The following is a 16,726-nucleotide window of genomic DNA, read 5'->3' as shown; positions in this document are numbered from 1 at the left end:
AAGGCAGTAAAGACTATTGCTCGTTCGCTCACTTTAGTTCTATAATGTAAATGACAGCAAGAATTACGGACGGGTTTAAGAACACTTGAAAACCTTCAACGCTTCACCTTCACGGCTGTCCCTTCGTGTCGATCAATTGCGCAATTTGTATATAAAATTCAAAATTGATTTGAATTCGACGGACAATTGTGATATATTCAGCTTGATGATGAATGTTTATTTAAACCTTTATTATCAAACGCACCACAAAGGAGGAGTTTCACATGAAAAAAGCTTTCGCTTTCGTAGGTCTTGCCCTGGCAGCTGCACTTCTGGTGCCTGCATCTTCACAGACCGCTAACACCTCGGTCGCTCCTTCCAGTGCAACTCTCGCAATCAATCATGACATCCCGATTATGCCTCCGGTCACCGCGTACATCGTTCGGACTCCGGGTCCGGGCGACGACCAACTCGCTTATATCGTGCGCGGTAAAAAGAAAGTGGCTGGTTCTGAAACCGCCTACATTGTCCGCGGCAAAAAGCACGGAGTGGTTGGCACTGGCGAAGAAGCTACCACTGCGTACATCGTACGCACCCCAGGTCCGGGCGAGGACGAACTCGCGTATATCGTGCGCACCCCAGGTCCGGGTGAGGACGAACTCGCGTACATCGTGCGCCACCCAGGTCCAGGCAAAGGCCACCTCGCGTAAGTCGAGCGAGACAAGCAAGCACCCGATTGTCGGTTCATCGGGTCCGACTCATCTATGCCTATGGTCTTACATAAAACCACCTGAAGAAATTCAGGTGGTTTTATTTTATGCCGTATTAGCTTTCCTCTGGATAGCAGTCGCCGAACTGGTCGCGAATCTCCGGCAGGCGCTCGCGCAGGCTGTCGATGATCGCGTTGACTTGGTGCTTGTTCTCGGTCTTCTCAACCTCGACCACAGTATCCACGTCCAGTTCGACAGCAAATCGGTACTCGTTGCCATCGCGCAGGACGAGGATGCCGGCATCGTTGTGCTCGGCGATTGGGCTGTTCCCGATGAAGTCGGAGCGGCGTTGCAAGTGCGGTTTGATTTCCATAGCTACTCCCCCCTTTCACGGAGGTAGTGTGCCCATTTTTGTGCAACAAAAAAAGAGCTGAATCTGTGCGTTCCAGTGTCAGCTCTCTTGTTTAAAAGTCGATGAGTCCTAACGAGATCGAGAGGGCTTCATTGACCCTGGACATCAATTCATCGTCCAGATGAGTGATTTTATCGGTCAACCGCTGTTTATCGATGGTGCGGATTTGTTCCAGTAGAATCACGGAGTCGCGGTCCAGACCGTAAGTCTTAGCGTCGATCTCCACATGGGTGGGTAATTTGGCCTTCTGAATCTGCGCGGTAATCGCCGCGACGATCACGGTGGGGCTGAATCGATTGCCGATGTCGTTTTGAATGATCAACACAGGACGAAATCCGCCCTGTTCGGAACCCACGACGGGCGATAAATCAGCAAAATAGATGTCGCCGCGCTTTACATTCACCGACTTACACCCCGCTAACTAAACGGTCTAGAGTTGTCTCCGCCTCTTCCTCCGCCAAAAACGCTTCTGATGCGATGTTAAGGTTGATCTTTGCCATCTCGAGATAGCCCTTTTGCATCGATTCCCGGATATAGCGCTTCTTTCTCTCCAGCAGGTACAAGTTCATGGCTTCGCGAATGAATTCGCTGCGGTTGAGGTTTTCGGCCTCCACGATCCCATCGACTTCCTGCAACAGATGATTCGGAACACTGACCATAATGCGTTTGGTTTTGGACAACACGCGGCACCTCCAAGCAACAATACTACCTAATCTCCACAGACATCCAAACGTATTATACCCATCATAGCCTAAGTATGTCAAAGCATGTGGATGCGTATACCAGATCATGCCAACTTGTGGCACTTTTGCGCCGTGGATCATAGGCCCCTCCTTCAAAGTTCCCAACCCGTCCCTGTTTCATGTCAGATCGTGCGGACTTCGACAATCTCCTGTCCTTCCGTATACAAGCGCGGTACGCGGCGGCCAAGGTCACAGATCACCTCATAGGAGATCGTGCCGATCAAACCCGCCACTTCATCGACGGTGATCTCGTCCGAACCTTGGGCTCCGTACAGCACCACTTCATCGCCCGTCTGCACATCGTCGATGTCGGTGACATCGACCATCAATTGATCCATGCAGATTCGGCCGACGACGCGAGCGCGTTGGCCGCGCACGAGCACAGTGGCTCGATTCGAGAGCAGGCGTGAATACCCATCCGCGTAGCCGATCGGGAGGGTGGCAATCTTGGTGGGACGTTGTGCTTCAAACATCGCGCCGTAGGAAATTTTCGTTCCCGGCCCGACGTCCTTCAGGTGGACGATCTGCGAAACCAGTTTCATCACCGGGCGCAGTTCCACCTCGTGCGGAACCTCCTCCGAAGGCCAGCATCCGTACATGGAGATGCCTAGCCGGACCATGTTGCCAGGGCTGTGGGGGAGGTGCAAGATGCCCGCGCTATTTGATATATGCTGAAGTGGGATTTGTAGACCTTCCTCGGCACAAGCGGACAGCAGGTCCCGCCAACGCGCCAACTGCTCCTCTGCATAGGACGTATCCGCTTCGTCTGCGGTGGCGAAGTGCGTAAACAGCCCTTCGACGACGACGCCCGCTGTACTCTGCGCCTGTTTGACAAACGCGGTGGTGTCCGCCACGGTGGTGAATCCGAGTCGACCCATCCCCGTGTCTGCCTTGACGTGAACTTTGGCCAACTGGCCCGCTTCCAAGGCGGCCGCGCTCAAGGCAGCCAGCATGTCCTCTTGGTAGAGGGTTTGCGTCAGGTCGTGCTCAACCACGAGGGCAGCCTGCCCAGGCGGCGTATACCCCAGCACCAAAATCGGGGCATGGATGCCTGCTTTGCGCAACTCAAGCGCTTCGTCAACAGAGGCGACTGCGAGATAGGTCGCGCCCGCTTGCAACGCTTTGCGGGCGACAGGGATCGCGCCATGCCCATAGGCATTCGCCTTGACGACCGCCATCAGCCGAGTGCCCGCTGGCAACAATGCATGTATACCTTGGATGTTATGCGCGAGGTTGTCCAAGTGGATTTCCGCCCACGTCGGTCGTACAAACATCAGATTCCCTTCTTTCCTTCTGTATGACACTATCACTTCGACAAGGACTACTCGTGTCCTTCACCTGAGGCAAAAAGGGTGTCCGCCGACACCCTTTGCACCCCCAGAACTTTTATTTCCCGCCGGAGTTGATCATCGACTGTGCCACTTTGATCATCTCATCGGACGTCATTTTACCGGTCAGCGAGAACTCGACACCGTTGTTGAACCATTGCATTGTGCGCGTTTCGCCTTCCAGTCCGGTCAACACGGCCGTGCTGCCCCAGAGGTCGACCACTTTTCCGTTGTTCAAGTTGGAATCCTTGGCAGCCGGACGCTGTTCGATGATCGTGAACGGGTCCTTGCCAGCGAAGCGCAGCATCACGCTGGATTGCGTTTCCTGCGGCTCCAGCAGTTTCGCGCCCGACGGCACGTAGCGCGGTTCGATCACGCCAAAGTCTTTGGCACCCGCCAGAACTGGCTTGGTGCCAGACGGTGCCATCGCCATCGCGGATTCCGGGGTGAAGGCGTCTTTTTTGAACTCGACGCCGGTTTTGAAGGAGGTGAAATCAACTGCGACGATCGCCTTGTCTTCCTTGTCCAGCAGGGCAATCTGTTGCGGTTCGTAGCTATTTTCCTTCAGCGTGACGCGCTGTGTGCTGACGAGCGGATTTTCCGGCTCCATCTTCATCAGGAACGACACGTTGCCATCGCTTGCGCTAAATCTCTTGTCCTGCGTTTGCAAGATCCGGTCGACCGCCGCGTGGTAGAGGTAGACGTGGCCTTGGTTTTCCGCCCAGTCCCCTTTGAATCGGAAGCTTTTCTTCAATTGCGGTGACACGACAAAAATTCCGTCGTCGTTGCGCACGATCACTTGGGTGATCTGGTTCTGGTCGTTCCCCAGTGCGATGCGGTAAAAGTGCGGGGCTTGGTACCAGGTCTCGATAAAGTATTTCTGTTGCGTGTTGTTCGCGGTGACCGTCATGGTCGCTTTTGACTCATAAGATTTCAAATTGCCCTGCATGTCGGTGAGGCCCTTCAACACCGTTTCCTGATCCTGCTTGCCGCATCCGACAAGGGTGAGCGACAGGATCAGCAGGCTGACGAGGACTCGATACCAGGTCTTTCTCATCTGCTCAACTCCTCCCACATTTGTCGACAAGCCGTGTGCGGACTTGTCGGAATTGCCTTGGGAACTATGACGAGTGTTTGCGATTCGATGCACTCTGGTACATGTCTATTCCTGTCCGACAGGGCTTAGTACAAGTTGAATCTCAGTTGCGTTCGAGGATGACTTGGGCGATCGCGAATTGTTGGCTGTGCGAGATCGAGACATGGGTGTGCGTGATGCCGAATTCGGCGGCGAGCTCGGCCGCATGTCCGCGCAGGGTGAGTTGGGGAGCGCCGAGTTCGGTCTTGGTGATCACGAGGTCGTGCAGACCGACTTTTCCGATCCCTGTGCCCAGCGCCTTGGAGGCGGCCTCCTTGGCGGCCCAGCGCCCGGCCAAGTACTCGGCGCGGCGCTTCGGGTTGTCGAACATCTCACGCTCCTCCTTGGCCAAGACCCGTTGCCAGATCGTCACGCCGTGGCGTTCGAGCAAGTTTGCCATGCGGTCGATTTCCGTGATGTCGATCCCGGTCCCGATGATCATCGGTGACTCCTCCTTTTACATCTGCCTAGTGTTTATTTACATTGTACAGCAAACGCGACCTGCTTGTCCGTGACGGTTTGTCGACCTAGACCATATGATGGGGGTAGTAGAAGGGGGGCCAAGGGGATGGGCTTCATAATCTTAGCGATGATTGCGACCATCTTCGTCCTGCTCTGTGTCGCGCTCGGCAAGTCGGACCAACGTCGCAAGCGAAAGTAGCGTATAAAAAGGAGGTGACCCGCGGCGGGTCACCTCCTTTTTTGACGGGGCGCTGGTTGCTTGCTCAGCGCACCCGTGGGGATAGCATGTGCGTAAATTCCTCGACGGGCACGGGGCGGCTGAAGTAGAAGCCTTGGAACTCATCGCACTCCAAGTGTCTCAACTTCTCGATCTGGTCGATCGTCTCGACACCCTCGGCGACGACTTTGAGGAGCAGGCTCTTCGCCAGCGTGATGATCGTCTTGGTGATCGCCTCATCCTCGGCGTGTGTGGTGATGTCACGGACGAAGGTGCGGTCAATTTTCAGCTTGTCGATCGGGAACTTTTTCAGATACGCAAGCGACGAGTATCCGGTGCCAAAGTCGTCAATCGAGATGATGCTGCCCATATCGCGCAATTCGTTGAGCACTTTGATCGCATAATCTACGTTCTGCATAATCAAGCTCTCTGTGATCTCAAACCCGATCCAACTCAGATCGACGCCGGTGTCCTCGACGACATGGCGCACGCGCTCCAAGAAGTTCGGCTCTTGGAACTGGCGGGTCGAGAGGTTGACGGAGATCTGAATCGGCTCAAAGCCTTGCGCTTGCCATTGCTTTTGGTGCTTGCAGGCGGTGCGCAACACCCAGTGGTCGATGTCGACGATCAGGCCGGTCTCCTCCGCAATCGGGATGAACTCCCCTGGCGAGACCATCCCGTGGCCGGGACGGAACCAGCGAATCAACGCTTCGGCCCCGACGACTTTGCCTGTCTTGGCACAGATCAGCGGCTGGAAGTACAGCGCAAATTCGTCGCGCTCCAACGCGGTGCGCATCGAACGCTCCAACTCCACACGCTTCGCCATGCGCTCGGTCAGGATGTAATCAAAGATCCGATAGTGGTTCTTGCCTTTGTCCTTGGCGTCATACATCGCGATATCCGCATGCTGCAACAATGTCTCCGGGTCCATGCCGTGTTCCGGGGCCAGCACGATCCCGATACTTCCGGTCAGGTAGGTGAGTTGTCCATGCAGCGTGAACGGCGCGTGGATGGCGTCTAGCAGGCGACGTGAGGCGTCCTCGACGACGGTGCGATCTGTGAGCCCTGTGAGCAGGATCACGAACTCGTCGCCGCTGTTGCGACTCAGGGAGGCTGCTTCTGGCAAGCACTCGCGCATGCGTTCAGCGACCATTTTCAACAATTGATCCCCGACGGAGTGACCCATCGTGTCATTGACGTGCTTGAAGTGGTCCAAATCGGCAAACAAGATCGCGACCATCTCATCAGGCTTGCGACGTTCGAGCGCACGGGAGATGTGATCGCGGAACAGCGTGCGGTTCGGCAGGTCGGTCAGCGAATCGTAGTACGCCATGTGCGAAACCAGCGCTTCGGCGCGCTTTTGCTCCGTGACGTTTTTCATCATGCCGTAGACGCCGATCATCTCGCCATTGACGTGGATCGGCATCAGCGCGACTTCCACGTTCAGTTGCTCGCCCCGCTTGTTGACCAAGAGGATCTCGCCGTAGTGCGGTTCGCCGCCCTTGACTTTCTCGATCGACATCCGTCCGAACTTGTAGTTGGATCGCGGGATGAACTTGAGGATCGATTGCCCGATCACTTCGTCCGTTCCGTACCCGGACAGCGCCTCGGCCGCCCGGTTCATCGATTTGATATGACCTTCGAGGTCCATCGAAATGACGGCGTTCAAGTTATACTCGAACAGCGATTTGTACCGTTGTTCGTTCTCTTCCAATTCCAATTCCGCCCGCTTGCGTTCGGTGATGTCGCGCGAGACGACCATGATGCGGTTGACCGTGCCGGTTTCATCGAAAATCGGAGAGCACTTCGCTTCAAAAGTCAAAATGTCCCCGTTCTTGGTCAGAGAACGGAACTCCATCACCGATGTTCGCTTGGTCGCCACGCACTCTTGAAAGGCTGCACGCGCCTGCTCTTGGTCTGCTGGGAGGACGATGTCCATCGAACTTTTGCCCACCAACTTGTCGACCGAATAGCCCAGCAGGGCTTCATGGGATGGTGACGCATACTGAACCGTGCCTTGGGCATCGAGCAGTGAAATCCAGTCGGAGGTGTTCTCAGCGATCATCTGGTACTTCGCTTCGCTCTCCGACAGTTTGTCCTCCACCTGCTTGATCTCCGTGCGGCTCTGGACGAAGATGTGCATCGCAGGCTGGCTCTGATACGTGATCGGACTGACGGTGACCGTGACCGGCAGCATACTGCCGTCGCTGCGGTAGATCCATTCCTCTTCGTAGGTGCGACGGCCTTGGAGGCCGGCGTTGGCCTGCATCGACTTGATGAAGTCGGGGTGCATGAACTCCAAGATGGAGCGTCCGATGAGGTCGGTCGGCTCGTCCGCTCCGACCATCTTGTATCCGGCTTCATTGGCGATCACAACCTGCTTGCCTTGGTGCAGGAAGATCGCAATCGCTGAACCTTCCATAATCGAGCTGTACAGCCCTTGCTTCTCCTGCAAGTCTTGGATCGCAGCTTGTTTCTCGGTCGTGTCGCGCCCCAAGACGAGCATTCCTTCACAGGTGCCATCCTCTCGGTAGACGGGCACCCGTTTCATTTCATAGACTGCCAGATTGCCATCTGCCTGCTCGACATGCTGCTCCGTCACCACAGGCGGGCCATCTGGCTCACAATCCTGTTCGACGAAGTTCACGAACGTGGCGAACAGCGGGCTCAATTCAGCAAGCTCAGCTTGCGTCTTCCCGCGTATCTCCGCCTCTTGAAGGTTTAAAAGTTCACGTCCGTAGCGGTTTATCTCCAGCCAGCGACCGTCTATATCGAGAAAGCATACGAAGTCCGGCATGGCATCGATCAACGTGCGCAACCGCCGTTCGCTCTCCACTAACGCTTCCTCCTCCTCCGTTCGGTACTCCCGATTCGTCGTGGTGTCTGGGGACCAATTTGGGTTTCTGTTTGCATCGGTAAACTCTCACTTCGACAGGTTGTGACATTTCTCCTACTCACATTAGAAGATCAGAATAAAAAAACCTCCGTTTCCATTTGGAATGGAGGTTTTTTTCACGCCGCGACGTCACTTTTGGTAAAAATCGCCCAGGCGATCGCGTGGAAAAGCAGCAGATACACCGCGATCACCGCGAGTGAGAAACCGAGCGTCATGCCGGGGAACGGCGGGATGCCTTCAAAATACTGCAGCAGGCTGGTGTTGGTGAACAGCCAGAATTTCATGCCCGAGAAGGAAGGTAACGACTTGGCGACGATCTCCCCGACCGCAGTCACGACCATCGTCAGCGTGATCGCCAAAACGGAGCTGCGCGAAGCGGCGGAGAACATGTAGGCGATGGTCGAGACCACCCAGAGGTAGAGCAAGGCTGCACCATAGGTGATCAGCAGATCCTGTCCGACGCTCAACGTGCCCGGCACCATGTCTTCGAGCGGGACGTTGGGAATATAGGGCTCAGCGAGCCCGTCCAAGCCAAATAAGAGACCGCCCACCAGCAGACTCCCCCCGCCCATCAGCACGATCAGGAAGAGGCTGAACAGGAGTGTCGCGATGTATTTGGACAGGTAGATTTTCGTGCGCGTAACCGGTCGGATCAGCAAGAGTTTGATCGTGCCCCATGCGAATTCGCTGGACACGATGTCGCCCGCGATCACGATGCAGACGATGGCGGCGAGACCGAGCTGTCCCGCGAACCCCTTGGCAAACAGCCACGAAGTGGTGTGCGTTGGCGGGAGGTTGTGGTCGAGCCTGTATTGGTCAAAGGTGAGTCTTTGTTGAAGCTGACTGCGTTTCTGCGGGCTGAGTTTGCCTGATGGATCGAGCAGTTGTTGTTGTTCCTGCTGGATCTGTTGGGTGAGTTTTTCCTTCCAATCGGGCATGACATCCACTTGCTTCGCTGCAAAAATCGCGTTGATGAGCAGGGAGAGGACGACCAGACCGACGAGCACCCACGTGCGCGGGCGTATGTAGATCTTCAGTTGTTCGTTCTGGATCAAGTTACCCAATGCCCCCGCCTCCCGTCAGCTCCAAGAATTTATCCTCCAACGTCTTCACCGTCGTGCGAATGCCATAGACGGCGATCCCCGCTTGCACGAGGCGGGCGTTCAGGTCTGGAATTTGCTTGCGGGTGGCGTGGACCGTGAGCAGCTCAGAATGCGGGTGCCCACTCGACGAGGGCCTGTCGACAGCGCGCACGAGATTCGCATCGCCTACGTAGGCAGTCAGAATCTGACGAGCGGGTTCTGCTGCGTCCACCTCGAACTGCACGTCGAGGAGTTGCTCAGCACCAGACGGGCCGACCAATTCATGGAGCGACGTCACGCTGACGAGCTGACCCTGCTGCATGACGGCGATGCGGTCGCACATCAATTCCATCTCCGCCAACAAGTGGCTGGAGACGATCACGGCGATGCCTTCCTGCTCTGCCAACCGTCGCAGATGGTCGCGCAGTTCGCGGATGCCCGCCGGGTCGAGACCGTTGGTCGGCTCGTCCAAGATCAGCACGCGCGGGCGGTGCAGGAGCGCCTGTGCGAGGCCGAGGCGCTGGCGCATGCCGAGCGAGTAGGTTTTGACTTTGTCCTTGATCCGTTGTTCCAGTCCGACGAGGCGCACAACTTCCTCGATGCGCGCCTCGGAGACGCCCTTCGACATGCGGGCGAAGTGGACGAGGTTTTGCCAGCCGGTCAGGAATTTGTACATCTCCGGGTTCTCCACGATCGCCCCGACCTGTGCCAACGCCGCTTCAAAGTCGCGACCCAGATCGACGCCGCCGATCTTCACCGTGCCTGCTGTGCGCGAGATCAGCCCGACGATCATGCGGATCGTCGTCGTCTTGCCCGCCCCGTTCGGCCCGAGTAGTCCGAGTACCTCGCCCTCTCGTACGTCGAACGAAAGATCCTCGACGATGAGTTTGCCTCCGATCTCTTTGGTCAGCCCGCGAATTTCGACGATTGCCTGCTTCATCACGTCCCACCTCCTTTGTTTGCTGGTTTTGAGATGATTTTACACTAGATTTTTGCGATCGCGTATTTTTCAACTCGAACAAGTTGCAGATAAAATTGTGACGAAGTTCTCATGTAACGAAAAAAAGAGCAGAGGAACTTCCCTCTGCTCTTTTTTCTCTTATTTCGTGCGTTCGAATGCCGTAGACGAGAGGATGCGGTTGAGCTGTTCGCCTACCCCAGAGACAAAGGGTGGTGTCAGCATCTCGTGATGGTCGCCAGCGGCCTGATGGATCTGGATTTCTTGCACAAATTGATCCCAGCCTAAGGTCGGGTCCTGCACGCCCATCGCGTCGACCTCGGCGCGGAACAGAATCATCCGCTCGATCGAACCCGTCGGGTAATAGTTCCCATAGGCTTTGAGATTCGCACTGCTCGCTCGGTACAGGCGCTCGAATTCCTCTCTTCCGAATTCGGCGGGTAGCACTCCGGTGCGCTGCGCATGCTCCAGCACAAGTGGGATCGCAACTTCAAGATCGGTCACGTTGCGCAGATCTTCAAACGGTTCCAAGTCGACCCCTACACGGCGGGCCAAGGACGAGCCGAATTCGTGGAGCATCGCGATCTCCCCTTGGAGCGCTTGGTGGCGATGCTCTTCTGTCGGCACATAGCTGTCGAACAGCACGAGTAGCTCCACTTTTTCCCCCTGCTGCTCGAACTGGCGCGCCACTTCATAGGCGATCGCACCCCCGAGTGACCAACCGCCGATCCGATAAGGACCGACTCCTTGGGCGGAGCGGATGATCTCCAAATAGTAGGAGGCCATCTCTTCGATCGTCTCGAACGGCGCTTCTCCTTCGTTCATGCCGTAGGATTGGAGCCCATACACCGTCTGATCTCCCAGTTCACGAACCAAGTCCAGATAGCCGATCGCGAAGGGGCTGGCCGGATGCATCAAGAAGAGCGGCGGGGTCTGTGCAGTGCCACGTTTGAGCGACAACAGCGGGGAGTAGGAGACCCCTTCGCTTTGGCGCAAGAAGTTCGCCTGTTGTTCGATCGTCGCATTCTGAATCAGCATCGCCAGCGGTACTTTGCGCCCGAACTGTTTCTGGATCGCGGAACCCAATTGCACGAGGAGCAACGAATGTCCGCCTCGTTCAAAGAAGTTGTCGCGAACACCGATCGGTTCGACGCGCAGAATGTCTTCCCACACGCTCAGCAGTTGGGCTTCGAGACCATCGCGAGCCTCTACATAGCTCGTACTGCGCTCGAAGAGGTCATCCTCAGGCTGTGGCAGCGCTTTGCGATCCACTTTGCCATTCGTCGTCAACGGAAGGGTGTCGAGTGGAACGATCGCGGAAGGAATCATGTACTCCGGCAATTGTTCAGACAAGAAGGCACGCACCTCTCTGCGGACCTCCTGCCCCTCGGTTTCCAAGACGACGTAGGCGACCAACCGGTCCCCTTGCACGACCACAACTTGGTCGCGCACCGCCTCGCAACGGCTCAGCACCCCTTCAATCTCCCCAAGTTCAATGCGGTATCCGCGCAGTTTGACTTGATGGTCGAGGCGACCGAGGAATTCAATGTTCCCATCTGGTAAGTAACGTGCGGCATCTCCTGTCCGGTACATCCGCGCGCTGTCCTGTTTCGCAAACGGATCGCGGACAAAACGCTCTGCCGTCAATTCGGGACGGTTCCAATAGCCGCGTCCAACACCAACGCCGCCGATGTACAGTTCCCCCTGTACGCCGACCGGTACCGGCTGCAACGCGCTGTCCAGAATGTACAGGCTCATGTTCGCAATCGGACGTCCGATCGACAGCGTCGGTGTCCCTTCATCGCCTTGTACTTCATAGATCGAGCAACCGACCACCGTTTCGGTCGGGCCGTACTCGTTGATCAAGCGCGTCTTGGGCGCGTGCGTCTTCCACGGGCGCACATGCTCCGCCGTCAGCGCCTCGCCACCGACGACCAATGTGCCAACCGCATCGGCCATCTCCTCTGGCGCGAGTTGCTGGGCGAGCAGTTGCAGATGGGCCGGGGTGATTTTGACAAGGCTGAAAGGTCCTTGTTCCTTGAGCGTGCGGCCGAGCGCTTCCAGATCGCCCGTCTCCGGCAACAGCACAACCGTCCGACCCGTCAAGAGCGGCGTGAACAGCGACGTGACGGTCAGGTCGAAGGACAGCGAGGAATGCACCGGTGCCCCTGCTCCCTGTTCCACCTCATACGCAGTCTTGGCAAAATGCAGATAGTTGGTCAAGCCACGGTGCTCGATCATCGTGCCTTTGGGCTGACCCGTGGAGCCGGATGTGTAGATCACATAGCAGAGGTTCTCAGGTCCGACGTCGCTCGCTGGGTTATGACTTGGCTCTACGGCGATCTGTGCCCACTCTGTATCCAGGCATAGAACCTTCGCTTGATGCGCTGGCAGATGCTCGATCAGGTGCGCTTGGGTGAGCAGGTGCTGCACACCGCTGTCGCTGAGCATGTAGGCCAATCGGTCTCGTGGATAGCTCGGATCGAGCGGCACGTAGGCACCGCCGGCCTTGAGCACACCGAACACGGCAGCCACCAACTCCGGCGTACGATCTGCGTAGAGGCCGACGAGGACTTCTGGCCCCACGCCTTGCTTTTGCAAGTGATGTGCGATGCGGTTGGCGCGCTCGTTCAACTCGCGATAGGTGATCGTCTGCCCTTCATAGGCCACCGCCACCGCTTCAGGGGTGCGCGCAACCTGTTCCTCGAACAGTTGGTGTACGCTCGTCTCAAGCGGGTACTCCGCATGTGTTGCGTTCCAATCCACCACCATCTGTTGCTGTTCCTGTTCAGACAGCAACGGAAGTTGTGCCAGCTTCTGCATCGGATCGGAGACAGCCGCTTGCAGCAAGCATTCAAAATGCTGGAACATGCGGCGAATGGTCGTCGCATCAAACAGGTCAGTGTTGTACTGGATCACGCCAGACAGACCCTCGGGGCGCTCTTCAAGCGCCAGCGTGAGGTCGAACTTCGCTGTGCTGGTGTCCACTTCGATCGACTCAAGCGTCAGGTTCGGCAGTTCCACCGCCGGCATCGGCGTGTTTTGCAACATGAACATGACTTGGAACAGCGGCGTTCGGCTCAGATCCCGTTCCGGCTGCAGTTCTTCGACCAGTTTTTCAAAGGAAACTTCTGCGTTGGCATAGGCTCCCAAGGCGGTTTCACGAACGCGGGCCAGCAGGTCTGCAAAGCTGAGATCCCCCGACAAATCGGTGCGCATGACCAAGGTGTTGACGAAGAAGCCGATCAGTTGCTCGGTCTCCTCATGAACGCGACCTGCGATCGGCGTGCCTACCGCGATGTCGTCTTGTCCCGTATAGCGGTACAACAACGTTTGGAAGGCGCCGAGCAACGTCATGAACAACGTGGCTCCCATGCGTTGGCTGAGCGCTTGTAGCGCGTTTGATGTCTCTTGGGAGAGCGCCACAGACTCCTGCGCTCCACGCTGTGTTTGCAGGGAGGGACGCGGTCGATCGGTCGGCAGTTGGAGAACGGGAAGTTCCGCACCCAACTTGTGTTTCCAATACGCGAGTTGCTGCTCCATCGCCGCTCCTTGGAGGCGCTCTCGTTGCCACATCGCGTAATCGGCGTATTGCACGGTGAGTTCCGGCAGCGGTGATGTCAGACCCTGTGCGTAGGCTTCATACAAGGCGGCCAATTCGCGCACGAGCACGCCGATCGACCAGCCATCGGACACGATATGATGCATGTTCAGCATCAGCACGTGCTCCTGTTCACCAGACTGCAACAAGTGGAAGCGGAAGAGCGGTCCTGTCGTCAGGTCGAAGTGCCGTTGGGCTTCTCGCTGGAGCAGATCATAGATCTCCTGCTCCCCACGTCCCTGCACATCGAGTGCGGACAAGACGTGATGCGATGGCGCAACGATCATCTGCACAGGTTGTCCGTCGACTTCGACAAACGTCGTGCGCAGCGATTCATGGCGCACGAGGATCTCATTCAAGCTGCGTTCCAGAGCGAGGACGTCGAGTTCACCGACGAGACGTACCGCCAGCGGGATGTTGTACGACGCGTTGCTCGGCAGCAGTTGATCGAGCACCCAGAGGCGTTGCTGGGCCAAGGACAGCGGCAGATGACGATCGCGGTCCACACGGGAGATCGGCGCATAGGAGGCGCTTGGATGCGCTTGATCCGTTTGCGAACTTTGAATGAAGGTTGCCATGTCTTGTGGTGTTGGATGTTCGAACAAGGCGCGAAGCGGCACTTGGACATCCAGCGTTGAGTGGAGGCGCGAGATCACTTGCATCGCAAGCAACGAGTGCCCACCAAGCGTGAAGAAGTTGTCGTGTGCCCCGATTGGCGAGACGCGCAACACATCTCCGAAAATCTCCGCTACGCGCTGTTCTCCAGTTGTGCGCGGTGCCACGTAGGCTCCCGCTTCGATCAGCGTGCGCTCAGGTGCAGGCAGTGCTTTGCGATCCACTTTGCCATTCGGTGTCAACGGCAGAGCGTCGAGCTTCACGAAGTTGGATGGGATCATGTATTCCGGCAAGGTCTCTTTCAGCGCACTTCGCAGTTCGCTGACCGTGGACTCCGACACCACATAGGCGGCGAGGCGCTTGTCGCCAGGTTCGTCCTCACGTACCAACACGACCGCTGCAGACACCGTCGGCAACAGCGTGAGTCGCTCCTCGATCTCGCCTAGTTCGATCCGATACCCGCGCACCTTGACCTGATGGTCGGCGCGTCCGATGTACTCCAACTCACCGTCTGGCAGATAGCGAACGAGGTCGCCTGTGCGGTACATCCGCCCTGCACCGAATGGGTTCGGGAGGAAGCGCTCAGCTGTCATTTCTGCGCGATTCAGGTAGCCGCGTGCCAGACCAGAACCCGCGATGAACAATTCGCCCACGACACCCAGCGGTACGGGTTGCAACAAACGGTCGAGCACGTAGAGTTGGGTGTTGGCAATCGGTCGGCCGATCGTCGGCGCTGTGGTCTTGCTTTTTTCCACCAGCGTGTAGGTGGAGTAGGTCGTGTCCTCAGAAGGTCCGTATAAGTTGTAGACCTTTTCGATGTGCGGCAGTTGGTAGAGTTTCTCCACCAGCACGCGGTGCAGAGGTTCCCCCGCCAAGTTCACCGTGCGCACGGTTGTCGGTAGCCCGCCGATGCGCAACAGTTCCGCGATCGCTGAGGGCACCGTGTTGATCAGGGTCACTTCGTCCTTGGCAGACAGTTGCGGCAGGTGCAGTGCATTTTCAGCGAGGATCAGCTTGCCTCCGCTGCTGAGCGTGACGAACAGCTCGTAGACAGAGAGGTCGAAGCAGATTGAAGTCGAGAACAGAACACCTTCGAGATCCTGCTGGCTGTACTCTCCTTGTGCCCAATTGATCATCGCCACGGCGCTTTGGTGCTCGATCGCGACCCCCTTCGGACGGCCGGTGGAGCCGGAGGTGTAGATGACATACGCCAAGTGGGTGGCAGAGGTGTTGAGCGATTCGGCGGTGAGGTTACAATCCGCTTCCTGTGCGATTTGCTCCCATTCGGAGTCCAGACATACCGTTTTCAATGAAGAAGGCAGTTGTTCTTGGAGGTCTGATTGCGTCAACAGCACGGTCGCTTCCGCATCTTCCATCGTGTACAAGATCCGCTCCTGCGGATAGGCCGGATCGAGCGGAACGTAAGCACCGCCAGCCTTGAGTATCCCCAGCATCCCGACGACCATCTCCACGGAACGCTGTAGGTAGACCCCGACCAACGATTCCTGTTGCACGCCGAGACGACGCAGATAGTGCGCTACTTGATTTGCACGGCCATTCAATTCGCGATAGGTCAGACGCTGTTCGCCCACCACGAGCGCGATTGCTTCTGGCGTGCGCTCCACTTGCGCTTCGAACAGGTGGTGCATCGTCACGGTGCGCGGGAAGTCCGCATCTGTCTGGTTCCAGTCGACCAGCAAGACTTGCTCCTCTGATGCCGACAGCAACGGTACTTCCGCCACTTTTTGCATCGGGTTGGCGATCATCGCCGTCAACAGATTCTCAAAGTGCTGAGACATGCGTTGAATCGTCTCTGCGTCGAACAGGTCGGTGTTGAACTCGAAAGTTCCGCTCAAGCCCGCGACCGTTTCCTCCAGTGTGAGCGTCAGGTCGAACTTCGCCGATTGGTTGTCAATCTCGATCGACTCGAGCTGCAAACCCGGTAGTTGCGCGGTGGTCGTCGGCGTGTTTTGCAAGATGAACATCGTTTGGAACAGCGGCGTGCGACTGGTGTCGCGCTCCGGCTGAAGCTCCTCGACCAATTTTTCAAACGGCACATCTTGGTTCGCAAAAGCGCCAAGCGCCGTTTCTTTCACGCGAGATAACAAGTCAACAAAGGTCGGATCATTCGACAGATCGGTGCGCATGACCAGCGTGTTGACGAAGAAGCCGATCAGGTCTTCCGTCTCTTCATGAACACGTCCGGCAATCGGCGTGCCCACTGCGAAGTCTTCCTGCCCCGAGTAGCGGTACAGCAACGTTTGGAACGCGCCGAGCAAGGTCATGAACAGGGTCGCTCCATGACGGCGACTGAGTTCGTGCAACGCATCTTGCATCTGCTTTGAGAGCGCGACGGTCTCTGTTGCGCCGTTGTACGTTTGCACGGGTGGGCGCGGACGATCGGTCGGCAATTGCAGAGCTGGCAGTTCGCCGCCCAGTTGCGCTCTCCAATAGGAAAGTTGCCCCTCCAGCACATCGCCTTGCAGCCAGTCACGTTGCCATGCGGCATAGTCGGCATATTGAATCTGGAGGTTGTCGAGCGACAGGTCGGTTCCCAGAACGTCCGCCTCATAGAGCGCGGTTACCTC

The 16,726-nt window shown here is 57.0% G+C and carries 11 protein-coding genes; 1 reads left to right on the top strand and 10 read right to left on the bottom strand.

Going from position 1 to position 16,726, the window contains the following annotated elements; all coding sequences use genetic code 11:
- Positions 1-263 precede the first annotated feature (263 nt).
- Positions 264-689 (top strand): hypothetical protein, encoded by a 426-nt coding sequence (locus C7459_RS19395; RefSeq protein WP_109690941.1) that lies wholly within the window; start codon positions 264-266, stop codon positions 687-689.
- Positions 690-804: 115 nt separating this feature from the next.
- Here the strand turns inward: C7459_RS19395 and C7459_RS19390 are convergent, their stop codons facing one another.
- From C7459_RS19390 to C7459_RS19345, 10 genes are all read right to left on the bottom strand, one after another.
- Positions 805-1,062: a hypothetical protein gene (locus C7459_RS19390; RefSeq protein ID WP_109690940.1), complete on the bottom strand. Its 258-nt coding sequence runs from the start codon at positions 1,060-1,062 to the stop codon at positions 805-807.
- Positions 1,063-1,153: 91 nt separating this feature from the next.
- Positions 1,154-1,504 carry a type II toxin-antitoxin system PemK/MazF family toxin gene (locus C7459_RS19385; RefSeq protein ID WP_109690939.1) on the bottom strand — a complete coding sequence of 117 codons (351 nt, stop codon included), beginning with the start codon at positions 1,502-1,504 and terminating at the stop codon, positions 1,154-1,156.
- Positions 1,505-1,508: 4 nt separating this feature from the next.
- On the bottom strand, positions 1,509-1,760 hold the full coding sequence (locus tag C7459_RS19380; RefSeq protein ID WP_038094469.1) for a CopG family ribbon-helix-helix protein: 252 nt from the start codon (positions 1,758-1,760) through the stop codon (positions 1,509-1,511).
- A gap of 206 nt (positions 1,761-1,966) precedes the next feature.
- The gene (gene alr / locus C7459_RS19375; protein ID WP_109690937.1) at positions 1,967-3,118 is read right to left on the bottom strand and encodes an alanine racemase; all 1,152 of its coding nucleotides are present in this window, start codon (positions 3,116-3,118) and stop codon (positions 1,967-1,969) included.
- A gap of 112 nt (positions 3,119-3,230) precedes the next feature.
- Positions 3,231-4,229 carry an outer membrane lipoprotein-sorting protein gene (locus C7459_RS19370; RefSeq protein WP_109690936.1) on the bottom strand — a complete coding sequence of 333 codons (999 nt, stop codon included), beginning with the start codon at positions 4,227-4,229 and terminating at the stop codon, positions 3,231-3,233.
- 142 nt (positions 4,230-4,371) lie between these two features.
- Positions 4,372-4,749: a holo-ACP synthase gene (gene acpS / locus C7459_RS19365; RefSeq protein WP_109690935.1), complete on the bottom strand. Its 378-nt coding sequence runs from the start codon at positions 4,747-4,749 to the stop codon at positions 4,372-4,374.
- Positions 4,750-5,032: 283 nt separating this feature from the next.
- Positions 5,033-7,822: a PAS domain S-box protein gene (locus C7459_RS19360; RefSeq protein ID WP_109690934.1), complete on the bottom strand. Its 2,790-nt coding sequence runs from the start codon at positions 7,820-7,822 to the stop codon at positions 5,033-5,035.
- 176 nt (positions 7,823-7,998) lie between these two features.
- Positions 7,999-8,946 (bottom strand): ABC transporter permease, encoded by a 948-nt coding sequence (locus tag C7459_RS19355; RefSeq protein ID WP_109690933.1) that lies wholly within the window; start codon positions 8,944-8,946, stop codon positions 7,999-8,001.
- Positions 8,939-9,904 (bottom strand): ABC transporter ATP-binding protein, encoded by a 966-nt coding sequence (locus tag C7459_RS19350; protein ID WP_109690932.1) that lies wholly within the window; start codon positions 9,902-9,904, stop codon positions 8,939-8,941. Before C7459_RS19350 ends, C7459_RS19355 begins: the two co-directional genes overlap by 8 nt.
- 159 nt (positions 9,905-10,063) lie before the next feature.
- Positions 10,064-16,726: amino acid adenylation domain-containing protein (locus C7459_RS19345; protein WP_146201055.1), on the bottom strand; the 6,663-nt coding region annotated here is incomplete at its 5' end.

Origin of the sequence: Tumebacillus permanentifrigoris, assembly GCF_003148565.1 — a bacterium.
Classification (GTDB): Bacteria; Bacillota; Bacilli; order Tumebacillales; family Tumebacillaceae; genus Tumebacillus; species Tumebacillus permanentifrigoris.
This window is presented reverse-complemented; position numbering and strand designations above follow the sequence as displayed.